This is a genomic window from Thalassomonas sp. RHCl1 (assembly GCF_947387555.1).
Taxonomy (GTDB): Bacteria; Pseudomonadota; Gammaproteobacteria; order Enterobacterales; family Alteromonadaceae; genus Thalassomonas.
The window spans coordinates 634,109-651,856 of the sequence record NZ_CANDNZ010000002.1; the positions used below are offsets into that span (position 1 = coordinate 634,109).

16 protein-coding genes are annotated in these 17,748 nt (G+C 46.0%); 8 read left to right on the plus strand and 8 right to left on the minus strand.

What is annotated here, in order from left to right; all coding sequences use genetic code 11:
- Positions 1-156 precede the first annotated feature (156 nt).
- From QL234_RS08720 to QL234_RS08735, 4 genes are all read left to right on the plus strand, one after another.
- Positions 157-570, plus strand: coding sequence for a hypothetical protein (locus QL234_RS08720; RefSeq protein ID WP_281557431.1), 414 nt, complete (start codon positions 157-159; stop codon positions 568-570).
- A 116-nt stretch (positions 571-686) separates the two neighbouring features.
- Positions 687-1,217 (plus strand): SMI1/KNR4 family protein, encoded by a 531-nt coding sequence (locus QL234_RS08725; RefSeq protein ID WP_281557432.1) that lies wholly within the window; start codon positions 687-689, stop codon positions 1,215-1,217.
- A 194-nt stretch (positions 1,218-1,411) separates the two neighbouring features.
- The gene (locus tag QL234_RS08730) at positions 1,412-2,176 is read left to right on the plus strand and encodes an SH3 domain-containing protein (protein ID WP_281557433.1); all 765 of its coding nucleotides are present in this window, start codon (positions 1,412-1,414) and stop codon (positions 2,174-2,176) included.
- Positions 2,177-2,602: 426 nt separating this feature from the next.
- Positions 2,603-4,765, plus strand: coding sequence for a LysM peptidoglycan-binding domain-containing protein (locus QL234_RS08735; protein WP_281557434.1), 2,163 nt, complete (start codon positions 2,603-2,605; stop codon positions 4,763-4,765).
- A gap of 139 nt (positions 4,766-4,904) precedes the next feature.
- Here QL234_RS08735 and QL234_RS08740 read toward each other — a convergent pair whose 3' ends face one another.
- From QL234_RS08740 to QL234_RS08775, 8 genes are all read right to left on the minus strand, one after another.
- Entirely contained in the window at positions 4,905-6,239 is a 1,335-nt protein-coding gene (locus QL234_RS08740; protein WP_281557435.1) for a hypothetical protein, read from the minus strand.
- A gap of 171 nt (positions 6,240-6,410) precedes the next feature.
- Positions 6,411-7,484 carry a type III secretion system export apparatus subunit SctU gene (gene sctU, locus QL234_RS08745; protein ID WP_281557436.1) on the minus strand — a complete coding sequence of 358 codons (1,074 nt, stop codon included), beginning with the start codon at positions 7,482-7,484 and terminating at the stop codon, positions 6,411-6,413.
- 23 nt (positions 7,485-7,507) lie between these two features.
- Positions 7,508-8,293 (minus strand): type III secretion system export apparatus subunit SctT, encoded by a 786-nt coding sequence (gene sctT / locus QL234_RS08750; protein WP_281557437.1) that lies wholly within the window; start codon positions 8,291-8,293, stop codon positions 7,508-7,510.
- A 1-nt stretch (position 8,294) separates the two neighbouring features.
- Complete coding sequence (gene sctS, locus QL234_RS08755) at positions 8,295-8,567, minus strand: type III secretion system export apparatus subunit SctS (protein ID WP_281557438.1); 273 nt, start codon at positions 8,565-8,567, stop codon at positions 8,295-8,297.
- Positions 8,568-8,602: 35 nt separating this feature from the next.
- Positions 8,603-9,253 (minus strand): type III secretion system export apparatus subunit SctR, encoded by a 651-nt coding sequence (sctR, locus tag QL234_RS08760; protein WP_281557439.1) that lies wholly within the window; start codon positions 9,251-9,253, stop codon positions 8,603-8,605.
- Between the two features lie 8 nt (positions 9,254-9,261).
- On the minus strand, positions 9,262-10,458 hold the full coding sequence (sctQ, locus tag QL234_RS08765; protein ID WP_281557440.1) for a type III secretion system cytoplasmic ring protein SctQ: 1,197 nt from the start codon (positions 10,456-10,458) through the stop codon (positions 9,262-9,264).
- Between the two features lie 5 nt (positions 10,459-10,463).
- Positions 10,464-11,084 (minus strand): hypothetical protein, encoded by a 621-nt coding sequence (locus tag QL234_RS08770; protein ID WP_281557441.1) that lies wholly within the window; start codon positions 11,082-11,084, stop codon positions 10,464-10,466.
- A 449-nt stretch (positions 11,085-11,533) separates the two neighbouring features.
- Positions 11,534-12,592: a CaiB/BaiF CoA-transferase family protein gene (locus QL234_RS08775; protein WP_281557442.1), complete on the minus strand. Its 1,059-nt coding sequence runs from the start codon at positions 12,590-12,592 to the stop codon at positions 11,534-11,536.
- A gap of 329 nt (positions 12,593-12,921) precedes the next feature.
- Between QL234_RS08775 and QL234_RS08780 the strand changes: the two genes are divergently transcribed.
- The 4 genes from QL234_RS08780 to QL234_RS08795 all read left to right on the plus strand — a co-directional run bounded on the left by QL234_RS08780 (position 12,922) and on the right by QL234_RS08795 (position 17,708).
- On the plus strand, positions 12,922-13,809 hold the full coding sequence (locus tag QL234_RS08780) for a sensor domain-containing diguanylate cyclase (protein WP_281557443.1): 888 nt from the start codon (positions 12,922-12,924) through the stop codon (positions 13,807-13,809).
- A 137-nt stretch (positions 13,810-13,946) separates the two neighbouring features.
- Positions 13,947-14,456 (plus strand): TlpA disulfide reductase family protein, encoded by a 510-nt coding sequence (locus tag QL234_RS08785; RefSeq protein ID WP_281557444.1) that lies wholly within the window; start codon positions 13,947-13,949, stop codon positions 14,454-14,456.
- 29 nt (positions 14,457-14,485) lie between these two features.
- Positions 14,486-15,577, plus strand: coding sequence for a mechanosensitive ion channel family protein (locus QL234_RS08790; RefSeq protein ID WP_281557445.1), 1,092 nt, complete (start codon positions 14,486-14,488; stop codon positions 15,575-15,577).
- 427 nt (positions 15,578-16,004) lie between these two features.
- Complete coding sequence (locus QL234_RS08795; protein WP_281557446.1) at positions 16,005-17,708, plus strand: methyl-accepting chemotaxis protein; 1,704 nt, start codon at positions 16,005-16,007, stop codon at positions 17,706-17,708.
- Positions 17,709-17,748: the final 40 nt, after the last annotated feature.

Below are 17,748 nucleotides of genomic sequence, written 5' to 3' on the forward strand. Positions count from 1 at the left end.
AGCTGACCGACAGCTTTTCTTTAGGTTCTTGGAAAGCGGAGGAAAGCACAGACGATGACTTGCCTTTAACAAACTCAGAAAGCCTGTAGAGCACAGTTGATAAATATCATGAAATTGTTAAAGTCTGCTTAGTTTTTTCTTTTTGAAAATGAGCGTATGAGTGAGCAACTGCCGATCACTATCGGAACCGCCGAAGAGTTAATCTGCCAATTGCCGGGGTTAACGGCCGCGGTCAATAAACTGGAGGCACAATTCAATTTTCAAACCATGACGGCGGGCTGGTATGGCGATGAAGATAAAATTTTGCAAACCCATCTGTCATTGGTATCGGCCGGGGAGTTTTCCGTTTTACAACAGCAGAGACAGCCTGGCGAACGTTTTGACTTTGCCGATGATGTGCTCAGCTATCACAACAGTGATTTACATCAGATTTTGTGTATTATCGCCCTGACCAGCAAAGAGCTGGCTTTATTTTCTCAGCGCCGCGAATTGGTTGCAGCTTATCTTCAGGCTAAAATACATAAAGTGTTAAATCTTATCGCCACACAAGAGAAATTATTTCCGATTTAATTCTCCTGTTCTAATACTAATTATCGCCACTGCGTCCGATACAAGTGTTGGCGGGTCTGGTATTATAAAGAAAATAATGAAATATGCGTTGGCTTCTCGCCAACCACTGGATAAATATGAATAAATCAACGTTAGCCAAGCAATTAAGTCAGGTTCAGGAAAATGAAGTTTACTTTGGTCCCCAGGGCTTTGTGATTGCGAGCAGCGAAAGTGAACTGGAAAATGCCCAGCAAGGTTATAGTGTCGATGATGAAGGCCTGGCGCTGTCGGTAGAAGAGCTCGGCGGATGGGAACCTCACTGGTTGGTCATTGCACAAGATACTGAATTGGGAGATCCCTACTTTGTTGATGTTAATGATCCTCAATTTCCGGTCTATACTGGCGTTTACGGGGAAGGGGTTTGGGAGTCGACTCAGGTTGCCTCTTCATTGGCGGCTTTCTTACAATGCCTGTCTCTGCTGAGCAAAAGCGGTAACCAGCAAGGGCCGCAATTTGTTCCCGATGAGAACAGTCTCACAGATCCCGGGCAACTGGCACAGTTACAGCAGGATATTGTTGCGCTTTGTGGTTGTGAAGGTTTCTGGGCCTTATTTTTTGATTGTTATCTCGACTGGCTCAGCGATGAAGATGATGAATTTGACCTGTGATCTTTACAGGTGAAGCTACCAGGGCTCGGGATAAAAGTTTGAAATTGGATAAGAATTAACTTAACCTGAGTCCAAGTTTGGAGGGAGAGTGTGAGTCGTTTCTTGCCGCCGATGTTTTATAAATGCCGGGAGTGTGCCGTTTGACTCACCAGCGCCGGCCTGTCTGAAGGCCGGATAATTGAAGGGATATCAATATGAAAAATGCATTTCAGCTGGCCGCCTGTGCCGGCATTATCACCCTTATCCTGGCAGGTTGCCAGTCAAGCCCGTCTCATGAGAGCCAGCGAAGTGCTTCCGTTAATAAGCATGCAGAAAATAACCAAAAGCGATGGACGTCTTTTGGCGCCTTTGCCGGTAGTGTTATAGGTAAAGAGCTTGGCAAATATCTTGATGAGCAAGATGCTGAACATATGACGCAGGCGACCAGTGCTGCACTGGCTTTGGGTGAGGGACAAAGTTGGGTAAATCCGCAAAATAACACCCGTGGAGAAGCCCGGGTGATCAGCACGGAAAAAAAAGCGGATTCCATTAAAATTCCCGTACTTAAGAAAAGGATTGCTCAGGTACCACCGTTAGATCTTATCGGGCAAACCTACCATGCCATGAAAAAATCAAATGTCCGCGGCGGACCAGGTACCAGTTACCGCATCGTTTCCGGCGTGGTTTCAGGGGAAGCCGTTAATGTCATAGGGAAAGTCAGGGACAGTAACTGGTACTTGATCAGTAAGGATGGCATCGGCAGGGGCTTTATTTACGCGCCTTTACTCAAAGCGGCCCCGGCTGAAAAAATGTTAGACTCGGGTATTGCTGTTGCACAGGCAGATATAGAAGAAAAAGAAGTGAGCTCGAACCGGATTTGCCGCACGGTAGAGCAATTTGTATCATTTGCCGACGGCTCTTCCCGTAAAGATACCGTACAAGCGTGCCAAAGCCCCAGTGGCTGGCAGGTAAAAGCTTAAAGTTAAATAGGTTATTTCACAGTGTTATGCTGCTGTGAAATAACTCCCATTTCTTTTTTACGGTGGCGAGCCGCTCAGGCAAGCCACCCTAGTTCCCAAGCAAACTTTGAGATATTTCACCTGAAAAGAGCAAATATTTTCGAAGCGCCCAAAAGCCGACTATAATTTTACCACATTCGCAGGCTAATTCTGCCGGGGTTTTCAGGACTTTGCTCGTCTTTTGCCCTGTTTTTCCCGCTTAAAGCAATTAGCCGGCTTGTTGCGTGCTTATTATCGCCTGAGTAAATACCTGATGATTAATGAGCCTTCCTTTGGTGTTCGGATAAGACATCAGGAGTAACAAGTGAGTGCACCAGTATAGGAACAGCGTTGTTTTTAGTTTTAGTTTAAGCGAGAAGCAAGTGCTACATTCAAGAAGGGAACAGCATGGCACATCAACAAATTAATTATTCTGATTTCTTTTCATCAATCACCAACCCTTTAAAAGAGACTGTCGATAGCAACGATGCGTCCGGGATCATAAAATCTGTCACAGGCATGCAGTACTCGGAAATTAACGGTTATGGACAAAACGTCGTAACAGGCCCGTCGCAGGTTAATATTGCCACAGGTACGGTGCAGCTGGTGTTTAAAGACAGGATCAACAGTTTTGTCCTGGACGTGCAAAAAGTGCGGGGTGGGGTGTACTTGTACGGTTTTAATATCGGATTGCCGCACCAGATAGAAGGTAATATGATGTGCCGCCACGGACAGGTATGCAATGCTGAATCAGGCCCTATGGGGCGGGCGTTATTGGTTTGGCAGGGGATCAGTACCAATACGGTTACCTTTCATCTTTTTGATCCGGACCGCTGTGCCGATCAATCCTCTCATGCTTCTCTGGCCCTGGTCAGGTATCAATATACCAGCGTACAGGAAAATCCCTTAGTCACTCACATCGATGATGCCAGTCATAGACAAAATCATGCCCGAGTCGGGTCTTCTGTCTGTATCCTGGCGGATCATATCGTACCCGGGGTTCAGGACACGCTGAAATACCACTGGCATGTCTTAGAGCAGCCTCAGGGATCTGTGCTCTCATACCCGGTCAGTGAAACGAATCATATTACTTTCACGCCAAGAGTAGCGGGTAATTACCTGCTTGAACTTGTGATCAAAAACGCCAGTGACAGCTTTATGCCGTTGCAGTTGCATTACCAGGTTGAGCCGGCAGTTGAGCGGCCAAGTGCTTCGCTATTGGCCCGGCAAACGGCGCTTGTAGGTAAACCCCTTAAGATAGATTCGGCCATTACCAGCGAAACGGGTAATGAGGCCTTAACCTATTTCTGGACACTGGACAGGCCTGATGGTTCAAGTGCGGAGCTCGATAGTCCCCGCGCACTTACTCCAAGTTTTACCCCGGATGTTGCCGGCACTTACACTGCCCAATTGATTGTCAACGATGGCAAGGCCAATTCATTACCGGCCAGGGCTACCTGGATTGCCAGGCCTGTTCCCGTCAGGGACCCGTTAGCACATTTGGGAGAGGATCAATACCTTTACACAGGAGACACGGTCCTGCTTAATGGCCGAAAATCACATGATTTGTCTTCTGATAACCTTGAATATCGCTGGGTAATAGCTCAGAAACCACCGGGATCACAGGCAATACTGGAAGGTGTCAGCCTGGCTACGCCACTGTTTACCCCGGATGTTGATGGCAGCTATATCATAGAGCTGATAGCCTCTGATGAGCATAGCTGTTCAACGCCGCTGCGTACCATCTATATTGCATCAAACCCGGATCAGCACCCGGTGGCAAAAATTAGCCCTGGATATACGGCATTAAGGCATACCCGGATTGAGCTCAGCAGCGAAGGCAGCACAGAGCTTGATGATAATATCCGTTATTGCTGGACCTTAAGAACTCCCGCCGAATCGCAAATTGTATTAAGTGGAGACAGTGTCACTAAGCCGAGCTTCACCCCGGATGTAGAAGGTACCTACACCGTTACTTTAGTGGTAAATGACGGCCACAAGGAATCTTTTCCTGCGGTATCGGCCTGGACCGTTGAAGCAGCTCCCGAGGCGACCCCAGTTAAGGGCCTTGAATTAAAAGTTAACTATGGCAGCGCTAGCCCGCACAGGGTTGATGATAGCAACAGTGCTCAGGAATCACTGGTATTGATCAACCGGGAAGATAAGGAACTTGATATCAGCGCCCTGGTAGTCAAAGTTTTAACGGCGCCGGTAAAGGCGAGAAAAACCAGTTGTTATAGTTTTGACCAGGGAGTGAAGCTTAAGGCCGGGGAAGCCATACAAGTTGAAGTATATCCCAGTGATGATGCCCGGGTACGCAGCTTTAATTCCAAAGTCCCCTTGTTTGATGAACAACGTCCTTGTATTGTCGAAGCCAGCCTCAAAGGGAAAACCTTGGCCAGTTATGTGATGAATACGCCAAGTTATCAGGTGGATACCGGTGATACTTTAGGGGATATTGCGGCAAGGCTTTATAACAACCGCGAACGTTGGCAGGAGATTGCCGCCATGAACGGTGTTGAAGATCCTGACCGCCTGGCTACTGGTATGATATTGAAGCTGCCACAGTAATTTAAACATCAAAATCAGGCCAAAAGTGATCTAAGTCTCACTTTTGGCCTGAATCATTTTGCTGAAAATTTATTGTTCATATATTTTTGGCTATGCGCCTGCTCAAATTATAAGAACGGAAATCTTGATAAAAAATTAATTATGTTTTGTCACTTTTAAACATACCTTGGCCATACTTCGTTTTTTCAGTATCATCTGTTGTTTTTAACGTGTTGGGGTTGTTTTTTCTTTTTCCTCTTTTCTTTCTTTTCGCCGGTGCTGTTGGTGCTTCATTTGTTGAGCCATTTTCACTTTCTTCTTTTGCCCGTTTTTTAGATTCTTCTTCTAATTTTTTAGCCTGTTCATCAGCTTGTTCATTAGCTGTTTTTATCAGTTTATTAATTTCCTCTAAGTGTTCATTTTTTCCCTTTTCTCCCGGTAATCCTATGCTGATATCGCCTACTCCAGCTTTTAATTCGTCCAAGCATGAACGTATCGCTTCCCAATTTTCAGTCTTTTTATAGTCGAAATTGATGATAATACCCGTATTTGGGTCATGGATTGTCAGATGACCTTCGTCTGTTTTCATTAGAGTCATAACATGCCGACTACCATCAAGTGAAAATAGGGTGCCTTCTGGCAAGGTGTCTGATATTTTGCCCAGATACTCCATAAGTTTAGAGTTTTTAGTATTAATCTTTTCCGAATAATCAAAATGAGTGATTTTTTTGGATTGTTCAATAATGCTATTCTTTATGTTTATCGTTTGTTTTTCAGACTCATCTATACTTTTCTTTTGTTTTTCAGTTTCTTCTTTCGGTATCTCTTTTTGAACGTCTAACCAATTTTTGATTGATTGCTTAAAATTGTCTCGGGTATTTTTTGCAGAAATAACTCCTGTTGTTATGTCTGTGATCACCATTCCTTGACATACCCCTTGAATAGGGTTTTTTTTATCGTTTGGGTTTAGAAACATCTCATCGCCTTCTTGATCAACTAAATCAAATAGCATATTGTGCTGAGGTAGAGGAGTATAGTCTTTACCAAAATGTCGAGTTAATTCGGCATCAGACTCCTTTATAGAGTAGAGCATTACTAGCGTGCTGTTTAAAAGAGACTTATCTATCTTATCTCTAAATTTTGTACGAATTGAGGAAGACAATTCCTTCATTTTTTTATCAAAGCTTGCTTTTGTTTCATTAGCATTAGCTACTTCTTTTTTTTCTTCTTTCTCTTCGTCAAGAGGGTTAATATTATCTTGCTGTGCTTTTACAGTTCCTCTTGTCCCGTTTGTTTCTTTTTTCTGTTGCTTAAAAGTGTTTGATTTATCAGTTTGATTCGTATCCTCTACTGATTGTTGGATCGCTGAATCAGGCAGTTTAATCACCGACGGGTTATTCGGGTTATAACTATTCTCTGATGAGTTATTATTATTTGCGGGTGTCGATTGCGCTGGTGCTTGCGGTGGAGTTTGGATTTTGACCTGAGTTGCCATTATAACTTACCTTGATTACTTGTTAATTCATACATGAAAATGCTTCTTTTACCCAATATGGATGATTTTGATTTTTGCAGCTTGTTAGCTTAATCTCTGCAATAAATAATAAATGTTGAAGCGTTCAAGTTATAAGAAACTCCTCTTTACTTTTTGTTTCTGAAACATGGACTACCGGGTAGGATCCAGGTCAGGGTTTTCTTCCGGTTCATCTGCCAGGCCTTGCACCCACAACAGGACTTCGGCTACAGGTTCGATAAATTCTGGCGGGATATATTGGTTTTCCTCGGCTGCCGCCAGCAGGCCGCGGGCCAAGGGGCGGTTTTCCAGAATAGGGATGCCTGCCTCACGTGCCATTTTCTTGATGTCCTGGGCCATCATATCTGTGCCTTTTATTGTCAGCAGCGGCAGTGGGGTTTCATCTTTGTCGTAATAAAGGCCGATGGCGACATGGGTCGGGTTGGCAATGATCACCGAGGATTTTTTTACTTTTTCCGGTGGCGGACCGTTTAACAGTTCTTTATGCAGCTGTTTTCTCTGTCCCTTGATTTGCGGATCGCCCTCGCTTTCTTTGTATTCTTTTTTCACTTCATCCATCGACATTTTCAGTTGCTTGATATGCTGGCTTTTCTGGAAGAAGTAGTCAAAGGCGGCGATGACGATAAAGGCCACGGCGGTATAGGCGATCAGCTCTTTGAGCATAGTGCCCAATAAGGGAAAAACGCAGGCCTTGCCGCAGTTGCTCAGGTTTAACAGGTCAGGCAGGTACTTGATCATGGAAATATAAATCAGCGCCGATAACAGGGCGATTTTTAATACCGACTTGAGAAATTCCACCAGGTTTTTGACCGCAAATATTTTCTTAAAGCCGGAGACCGGGCTGATTTTGTTCAGCTCCGGGGTGATGGACTTGGCGGACATCATAGGGCCTACCTGGATAACATTGGCGGCGATACCGGTAATAAAAGTTACCGCGATGATCGGCAGTACCAGGGAAAACAGTGCGTCCAGGCTGGCAGAGGTCATTACTTCCAGTGCTTTTGCAAAAGGTAGCTGATAGAGCTGGCTCGGCAGCAAGATGATTTCTTGTATGGTGCTGACGATAGTATCTGCCAGTGCCATAATCACCGAGCAAATAGTGATCAAAGTAGCGGCGGAGACCACCTCCTTACTTTGGGCAACCTGGCCGTCTTTTTTGGCATCGCGCAGTTTTTTCGGGGTTGGTTGTTCGGTTTTTTCACTCACTTGCTATGCTTCCTTGCGCTTTGTTAGATCAGGGTCTGTAAGGTGGTGATCAGCTCATCACCGAATTTCATATAGGTGCTGAAATGGCCGACCAGCAGCTGCATATAAATGATCAGCACCAGTACCGCTACCGCACTTTTCACCGGCATTGCCAGGAAGAACACATTAAGCTGCGGGGCAAAGCGGCTGATCAGGCCCAGGCCGAATTCGGCGAAAAACATCGCGATCACCACCGGACCGGCAAATAACACCATAAAACTGAAAATATAATCGAGCTGCTCTAAAAAGAACCTGGCATTGTCGAGTTTAATGCGCGGGATCATTTCAAAGATTGGCCACACGGCAAAACTGTTGTATACGGCTCCTAAAAACAATAAAAAGCTGCCGCCGACAAAAAACAGGGTCACGCACACCTGCACCAAAATAATGCCCAAAGGAGAGGCCTGGGAGCCTGACATGGGGTTCATGGCGCTGGCCATGGAAGCCCCGCGCTGGTTATCGATCAACAGGCCGACCGACTCTACCGCCCAGAAGGGGACAGTGGCTAAAAAACCGAGCAGCAAGCCGATGAAAATCTCTTTGAAGATCACAAAAACTGCAAAAAAGCCGGTTAAATCTGCCTGTGCCTTCTGGCCCATGACCAGGGGCAATACCAGCAGGGATAAGCTAAAGGCGACACCGTTGCGGGTGAGCCTGCCGCCGAGCATGGCCTTGGAAAAAAAGGGCAAGATGGCAAAAGCGGCGAGAATGCGGGGAGTGCCGAAAAAAAAGGCACTGAGCACGGCTTTGATTTCTATGAACTCTTCCATATCAGATTCTTGCCAGGGTAGGCAGATAGTTAAAAATACGCTGGGTATAATAAAACAGCTCAGATCCTACCCAATCGGCGGTGAAATACAGGGTCAGGGTAACCGTAACAAGCTTGATGGCAAAGGATAAGGTTTGCTCCTGGATTTGCGTTAACGCCTGAAACAAACTTACCAGGGTACCGACCACAGAGGCGACAACGATAGGCGGCAGGGACAGCATCAGTACCAGCAATAAGGCTTCTGTGGTGAGTTTAATAATATCGGCTTCTACCATGGGAAAGGTCCTGTTAATTAAAGAATATTTATCAGCTATTGATAACTTAATACTAAGCTGTGTAATAAATTGGCCCAGCCGTCGACTAGTACAAACAGCAGTAACTTAAAGGGTAAAGAGATGGTCATGGGTGAAACCATCATCATGCCCAATGCCAACAATACGTTGGAAATGATCAGGTCAATAACGATAAAAGGTAAGTAAATCAAAAAGCCGATTTGAAAGGCGCTGGTGAGTTCACTGACCACAAAGGTCGGGATGATTATCAGCAAGTCATCTTCGGTGACTTTTTCAGAAATATCTTCCGGCCACAGCTCTCCGGCGGTTTCCAGGAAAAAGGCGGCTTCATCTTCGCTGGCGTGCTTTTTTAAAAATACTTTCAGCGGCACCATGCTTTGCTCTACCACAGATTTTATGCCTTCACTGCTTTCCAGGCTGGCGGGATTTTGCTCGACAATATCGGCTATCTGATAGCCAATGGGTGCCATAATAAAAATCGACATAATAATCGACAACCCGTATAAGGCGATATTGGGGGGGATTTGCTGTACCCCGAGGGCGTTACGGATCAGCGACAGCACCACGGCTATTTTCACGAACGAGGTCAGCATCACCGCGGCAAAGGGCACTAAGGCCAATAGCGACAGGCCGGCAATCAGGTAAATAGGATCAGGTAAATTGTTCATGGCTGTGCTTACTCTTGTGTTGCCTGTTCGGCGGGCATTTCTTGTATTGCGGCTTCGCTGCTTTTTTCAGATTCAGGCTCAGCTGCGGGCAAAGCTTCATCTGGCTGCGGTTGGCCAAGGCTTTCTGCGCTCTCATTTTCTGGGGTGATTGTGCTATTTAAACGGGTAATTTTTGCCCCGAGTTTGCCCGCCACAGAAACCAGCGAGCAGGTGCCAATCAACTGGCCGTTGGCCCTGATTTGAATGGCTTGTTCAGCATTGCTCTGGCTGTCAAAGGCAAAGACATGACCGGTTGATAACTGGTTTAACTCTCCTAAAGGCAGGGTTAAATTGCCGGCTTCAAAGGTTAAGGTTACCGGGATTTCATCCATGGCGATTTGTTCGTTATTCATGTCATTGTTTCCATTTGCATTCGTTAAAATTTCTTGCACGGTTAAGCCGTTATTCTCTGCCAGTGCCAGGCACTGGAGCTGCTCACTGATGTTTACCAGTAATACGGGATTTTCTTCCCGGTAATAACAGGTATCGAAAAACACCACGTCCTGATGTTGTAGCCGGGCCAGTTGGTGCATGTTCAGCCTGGTTTGCGCCAATATCAGCCCACAGCTATGGGGCAGTTGCTGCCAGGGGATTAGGCTGCTTTGGCTGGCTGTTGCCACTAAAGGCATTAATTGCTGATATAGCGCTTGCGGTAAATCAAGACAAAAGCTGCCCTGGCCCTGTGGAGAGGTGATTTGCCCGAACAGGCGGAAAATACCGGGGGCAGGGGCTGCTTTTGCCGATTTTTGTTTAGTGATCACCGGTGCTTTATCAAGCGTGGGACTCATGTTTGTTGACTGCTGCAATCGTTGTAAAAAAGGCGCCAGTGCTGCCTGTAGCGTTGCAATGCGCAGCGTTTCCGGTAAGAACAGTAAGGCCTCTTCCGGTAGGTAGTCTTTCACCAGCAGCGCCGTCATTGGCTGATCACAGCTCAAAGTCAGCGACTGGCCGGACAGGGAAAAGCTCAGGGACAAAAAGTTAAAAAAGCTGGCATCATCACTGACAAAGCGGCCGTTAAATGTGTGTTTTTCCAGGTTAAAGCTAAAGGGCCGTAACCGGGCAAGGGCATTGTTGACCTTGACTTGTTCCCGGGTAAATTCGGGTAAATCCAGCGCTTTAATTTCAGCTTGCTGCCGGGCTGATGTTTTTACAGTAAGTTCTGTCATGATCGTTAAGCCTGCTCAAGTTCGGTTTCTTGCGGCTGGCGGTTGCGATGAAGCTGAATTTCCTGTTTGATTTCCAGATTGATCTTGCTGCCCGGCAGTTTTTTCTCCAACGCTTTACGCAGCTGAGGCAGCTCTTTTTGCAGCTGATCGGCCACTGCTAAACTGCCCACCATAAAGCTGACGCTCAAGGCTCCCTGTGCATCCCGGCTCAGTGCGATATTAGCGCCGTTAAGGTGCTCAACCGGTAAGCTGATATTGATGGAACTGTTTTGCAGGTTAGGTAAGTTGCTTTGTACCTTGTTAACCACATACTCGGTCCAGGCCTGGGTATTTGTTTTAGGCGTCACCTGTAACTCAGGCGACTTGGCCAGGCTTTGTTGAAATAATCGGGACTGGATATCAAGCGGCATTACATCCTGGCCGGACTTTGTATCATCAGAAAGGTTTCTGGTATTAAAGTGCTCGGTTTTTTCTCCTTTTTCAGCTCGCTCAAGCAAAGCGCGCAGTTTCTTCTCATCTGTGCTATTTACCTGGTTCAGTTTTTTATGGCTGGCGTCATTACCAGAACGCACTTCACCGGCATTTTGGCTAAAAGAAGATAATTTATCGGCTTGTTTTATCATCATTATCCATCGACATTTAAGTGGCTTGATAAGTTAGTAACAGGGATTGATATTCGGTTGTTAAAAACTACGATTTATTTTTGAAATGGCGTTGAAGGGGCTTTTTAAGAACAGTTAACAAAAGGCGACAAAAATAACATTTGTCGGCGCTTTTAAAAGTAAGTAACGGCGGGTTGCTAAAAGTTGCAAGATTTTTTGCGAATATTTCAGATGAGTCAAAACTATTAGTTCTAATCGTGATCTTTTTAAGTGTAATAATCTGATCTAAAAAGAAAATCGACAAGTTGCGCTAAATAAAGGGGCAGGGTGACGAATAAAGGTAACGAGCCAACACCGGATGACAGGTGACTTGCATCTATGGGGAATGACTTTCACCAGATCTGGAGTGAGCAGGCCTGTTCAAGGATTATCTTCATGGTGCGGATAAGGTGCAACAACTTGCGAAAGGCTGTCTAGCTAAACTTAATCGCAGCGGCTATTTGTTTAATGTTTTCCCCGGTATCTAAAGTGATTTCCTTCACCATGTTACGCTCTGCCATCAAAGGCGACTTAGCTGCCTCGGAGACTGTTAGTACCGGCTCAACGCAGGCATCTAACGGCGCGAATAGGGCAAGCCAGTCCCGAAGTGTTCTCTGGCGAATCACCTCGCTGATATCCTGTTTGAGCAGAGACTGCTGTGTGTTATCAGAGGAGAAAGCCCGCTCTAACCAGTCGGCCTGTCCCAGCGTTTGAAAAAATAGCCGGGCAAATTTGGGCTCTAAACTACCTACGGATAAATAACGCCCATCCAGGGTTTGATAATAGCCGTAAAAACTGCCGCCGTTTAGTAAGGTTCCACCTAAGTCAGGGTCTACACCAAGGCCGACGGCGCCAGCGCCGAATATCCCGGTGAGGGCAAAAGCAGCATCTGTCATGCTGATGTCAAGATGTTGTCCTAATCCTGTGGTGGAGCGCTGGATCACGGCTGCTAAAATGGCCATTACCGCATGGTGGGAGCCACCGGCAATGTCGGCGATTTGCGTGCCGCTTAATACCGGGCCGGTTTCTTTGGTACCGCTAAAGCTTGCCAAGCCGCTTAAGGCGAGATAGTTAATGTCGTGTCCGGCCTTATCTTTATACGGGCCGGTTTGGCCGTAGCCGCTGATGGAGCAATAAATTAATTTAGGATTAACTGCACTTAAGGTGTCAAAGTCCAGGCCAAGTTTAGCCATGACCCCGGGGCGAAACTGCTCAACCAGGATGTCATACTCTGCTACCAGGGATTTGATTTGTGCAATAGCTGTCGGCTGTTTTAAGTCCAGCGTGCGTGATTGTTTATTACGTTGCAGGGTTAAATAGGCATAAGAGCTGTCTTTGAAAGCGGGTTTGACACTTTTCACCATATCCTGTCTGTCCGGCGGATCGATACGCAGTACTTCGGCGCCCATATCAGCCAGTAAGCCGGTGGCGTAGGGGCCGGGCAACAGGCTGGAAAAATCCAGTACCTTTAAGCCTGTTAATGGTTTACTCATAAATTTAACCTTTTGCCGAACTTAACAATGAATCCTGCCAAGGAGTATAAAGGCGGCTTTAACCTTTACCATGATGTATTGACTCAGATTGTTGACATAAAGTTGCAAAAGAGTCTCTACTTTCTTGCCTGCAAGCTATTGCCGGGCAATGGTTTTTCTATATCTATTTATTGGCGGATAGGCTAACCTGTTAGAAGAAGCGCTTTGCGCACTTGTCCGTTTTTGCCTTCTTTTCAGTCTTGTGATAATTTTGATATTTACTGTGGTAAAAGCTTGTTTTATATATGTAATTGTTAACAGCAAACGTTTTTTATGAGGTTGTGTATTTGATGGCGCTTTTCAATCCCGGTGATGATGCCTTTGAACAGCTTATAAATGAAATGCCGGTGGGACTGCTGCTGGTGGATCAGCAAGGAAACATTGTTTTTATTAACGGCAAACTGCAAGCTTTATTGGGATATAGCCAAGAAGAGATTTTCGGCAAAACCGTCGATATCCTGCTCCCGGAGCGCTACCGGGGGGAGCATGGCGAAATGTTAGCCAATTACCTGAAAGCGCCCACTTCCAGGGCTATGGATCAGGGGCGGGTATTGTTGGCCGTGAATAAAAAAGGCCATGAAATACAATTTAAAATCGGCCTGACACCTGTCTCGTTTGGCGGTGAAGCTTATGTGCTTGCTTCCATGATAGAGGTGAGTAATGAGATCATTAAAATAGCGGCCAATAACGATCCTTTAACCGGTTTGCCCAATCGGAATTTCTTTTATGAATTAAGTGAAAACATTCGCAGCGAAGCGATACGTAACGGGGTACGGCTATCCTTACTCTTTATTGATCTGGATGACTTTAAGGCGGTGAATGATCAATACGGCCATGATATCGGCGATTTGGTACTTTGCCAGGTGGCCGAGTGCATAAATCACAGTGTCCGTAGGAATGATATTATCGGCCGGCTCGGCGGTGATGAGTTTGTCCTGTGTCTTTACGGGGTCGCTAATGACCAGGCGTTAAACAGTATTGCCAAAGGATTAATCGATAAAATTTCTGCCATAGACTCAGTAAAGGGCCATGTGATCAATATCAGTGCCAGCATAGGCGTTGCCTGTACCAATAACCCGGGTAATATTGTGCTGACCGACATGATCAAGCTGGCGGATAAATTGATGTACCAGGCCAAAGACAAGGGCAAGGGTAAGGTGATTTGGATTGAATGTTAATTTCCCCTTCTGTTTACGTGTGAAAGTTTAATAAAAATGTTAATTTATTGGAAAAACTAATAGCCGTTTAACGGTGCGTCGCATAAGCCATAGGCAACTGACGTTTACTGTTGATAATAATAACAAGGATATCCCCGATGAAACTTCCCCCGTTTATTGTTTTTTCCGTGATCACGACACTGTTGCCCGGTTGTGCGCTTCTGCCGACTCCGGCCAATGATGCCGCAGCTGTTGATATGTCATTTTTGGTGGAGCCCGGACAACTGTTACCGCTGACCAAGCTTAATGACATCGCCGGAGAGCAAGTCGTCCTTAATACCCCGGGGCGTAAAAAACTGGTGATTTTATTTGCTACCTGGTGTTCGGACTCGCAACGGGCAATGAAAGCCTTGCACCAATCTCCGTTGATCCAGGATAAATCGCTTGATATCGTTGCTATTGCCCGTGAACAACAAAGCACTGAAGTGGCAAGCTGGGCTGCGGAAAATGATATTAAAGTGACACTGGTTGCCGATACCGACCGCAGTATTTACAGGCAATTTGCCCATGCCGGTATTCCCCGCTTTATTATGGTTGATGAGCAAAACCGCATTGTTAAAACCGTATTAGCCGAAGGGGAGCAACAGATAGAGCATATCCGTTGGTAAAGTAACATAAGCTTAAAGGAGCTATATCAATGCTGGAACAATGGCAACAATTACTGGCGACGTCTTTTTCGGTGTTTTTGGATGATATTTATCTGCAGGCGCTGGCGGCCCTGGTCGGCTTTTGTTTTATTGGCCTGTTGTTTGACCGCATGCTTGCCTTGTGGCTGAAGTTTTTTTCTGGGAAACAGCCATCGGCAAGTGAGCAGCATATGCTGGAGTATTTCCGCCGACCGGTATTTTATTCCCTGATATTAACCGGACTGGCCAGCGCCTCCTTATTGCTGGCTTTAGCGGAAAATATTCAGTCGCTGATCTTTTCCGTGTTATATACCCTGGCGATTATTATCTGGGCGCGGTTATTGTTAAAAATCAGCAAAAAAACGCTGCAAAGTTTTTCCAGCCATCCGGAAAAGGTCAAGGTATTAACCCCGAAAACCTTGCCTTTGTTTGAAAATATCGCCTTTATCCTGATCATAGTGATCGCCGTTTATTATATTTTCATTAACTGGAATATCGATATGACCGCCTGGCTGGCTTCTGCCGGCATAGTGGGTATTGCCGTTGGTTTTGCGGCAAAAGATACTTTAGCGAATTTGTTTTCCGGTGTTTTTATTATGGCAGACGCCCCGTACAAAATAGGCGATTTCGTCGTGTTGGACGGCGGCGAGCGCGGAGAAATCACTCAAATCGGTATCCGCAGCACCCGTTTGCTTACCCGGGATGATGTCGAAGTGACTGTGCCCAACTCTGTTATGGGCAATACCAAGATCATTAATGAATCCGGCGGCCGCCATGAAAAATTCCGTATCCGGGTCCAGGTTGGCGTAGCCTACGGCAGCGATATTGATAAAGTCAGGGATATCCTGATGCAAGTAGGGATGGATGAAGAGACGACCTGTGATTCCCCCGAGCCGCGGGTGCGCTTTCGTCAGTTTGGGCCGTCAAGCCTGGACTTTGAACTCTGCTGCTGGATTGAACAACCTGTGCTTAGAGGGCGGATCCTGGATAAACTAAATACCGCAGTTTATAAGGCCTTTATCAAAGAAGGGATCGAAATCCCTTATGCCAAGCAGGATCTCTACATCAAAGAAATGCCCGGCTCAGGCTGTTCCGGCGAGTAAAAAATCACCGGGACGGGGGAAGTCCAAAGCATTTTTAATATTAATAATGCCCCTGGCAGGGCATTATTGATATTAAAAAGAATCTATCACCGACAAAAGCTTACGTTTATTGCCTACAAAAGCACTGGTTAGCGTCATTAAAGCCCGGGCCTTGGCCATGCCTGTTGTATCTCCCGTCAAGAATATCCCCGTAGCAGTCACGCCCGAAAGCTAAATGATATGTTTTAATTAATTTTTGATTTCTAAGAGAAATTAACTTTGCTCAGTCAGGGGACCGTTTTATCGGCGGCATGGAAATTTGGTAAAAATTCTTATTTTGTTTATGACTTTTTTGCCTGTGACTACTACATTTAAATTTACTGCAACAATAAATCAAACCTAAAGCAAGGTTAATTGAAGTAGTTGGTCAATATCTAGGGAGAGGAAATTGAAAAACATCAATTTTAGCGGTTTATTCTGGAAACTTGCCATTCCTGTTATTTCATTATTTGTCATTACTATCCTGATGCTGAGTTTTTATATCCCTCAGGAAATACAAAAAAGGGCGGTTGAAGGAGCGACGATGGCTTCCAAGCAAACCGCGACACAATATAAAACGTTGCGAAAATATTATGTTGAAAATGTAGTTGCTAAAGTTAAAGCCAACTCCGATATGAAACCCGGTATCAACCATAAAGCAGAGCCGAAAACATTTCCCCTGCCGGCAACCATGATCCATGACTTAAGTGCTTTGCTCAAAAACGAAGGAACGACGGTTAATTTATACAGCGCTTATCCTTTTCCCAACCGGAAATCCCGGGTACTGGATCCCTTTCAGAATGAGGCCTGGGATTATCTTACTAAAAATCCCGATGGTGTTTATGTTGCTGAAGCCGAGAAAAATGGCAAAAACCTGGTGCGGGTGGCAATTGCCGATACTATGACAGGCGAGGGCTGTGTTGCCTGCCATAATTCCCACCCGGATACTCCGCGCACCGGCTGGAAAATTGGCGATGTCCGCGGCATTTTGGAAATTAACAGCGATATCACTCTGCAAGTGGCCGGCAGCCAGGCGACCGGCAGTCATATCATGTGGATTCTGTTGGCGACCATGATCATTATTATCCTAGCCATCAATTTTGTTTACCGCTCGGTTATAGCGAAAAAAATTACCTTATTAGATACCAGTATTACCGCACTGGCAGAGGGCAGCAGCGATTTGACTCAGCGGCTTGACGACAGCGGCCAGGATGAAATCTCCCAACTGGCCGGCGGCTTTAACCAGTTCCTGGAAAACCATCGTTTATTTATTAAAAAGATCGCCCAGTCGGCAGAGCAGCTGTCGGAGTCTTCTACCGAATTAAGCACTATTACTTCACAGGCAAAAGAAGACTCGGAGCATCAGAAGACCCAGATCTCTATGGTTGCGGCGGCTATTAACGAAATGTCGGCCTCGATCCAGGAAGTTGCCGCCAACACTACAGCTGCCGATCAATCCGCCGGCACCGCCCGGGATGAAACCCTAGTCAGCCAGAAAGTTTTTAAAGAAAATATAGAGATCACCAATACCCTTTCAGGAGAAATTGAACAGGCAGCCAAGGTTATCCAGTCATTGAAAGTGGATAGCGAAAGTATAGGCTCGGTACTGGATGTGATCCGCGGCATTTCAGAACAAACCAATTTATTGGCGTTAAACGCCGCGATAGAAGCCGCACGGGCCGGTGAACATGGCCGGGGCTTTGCCGTGGTGGCGGATGAAGTACGCAGTTTGGCCAGCAGAACGCAGGAGTCAACGGTTGAAATCAATACCATGATAGAAAAACTGCGCCAGGGGGCCGACAGTGCGGTATCTGTGATGGATAAAGGCATAGCAACGGTAAACGCCAGCGTAGAGCAGGCCTCGCAAACCGGTAATACCCTTGATTCTATCACCCAGTCGGTGACCAATATTTTCGACCTCAATAGCCAGATAGCAACCGCAGTAGAGCAGCAAACCCTGGCAGCGGAAGACATTAATCAAAATGTGGTTACTGTCGATGGTTATGCGCAGCGCAGTGATGATGTTTCGGCCAATATCGCTTCGGCCAATGAGGAATTAAACCAGCTGGCGGTCAATCTGGCTTCTATGGTCAGCCGCTTTAAGCTGGATTAACCCTTAACCCTTTACAGCTAACAAAGATTAAGGGCAAATA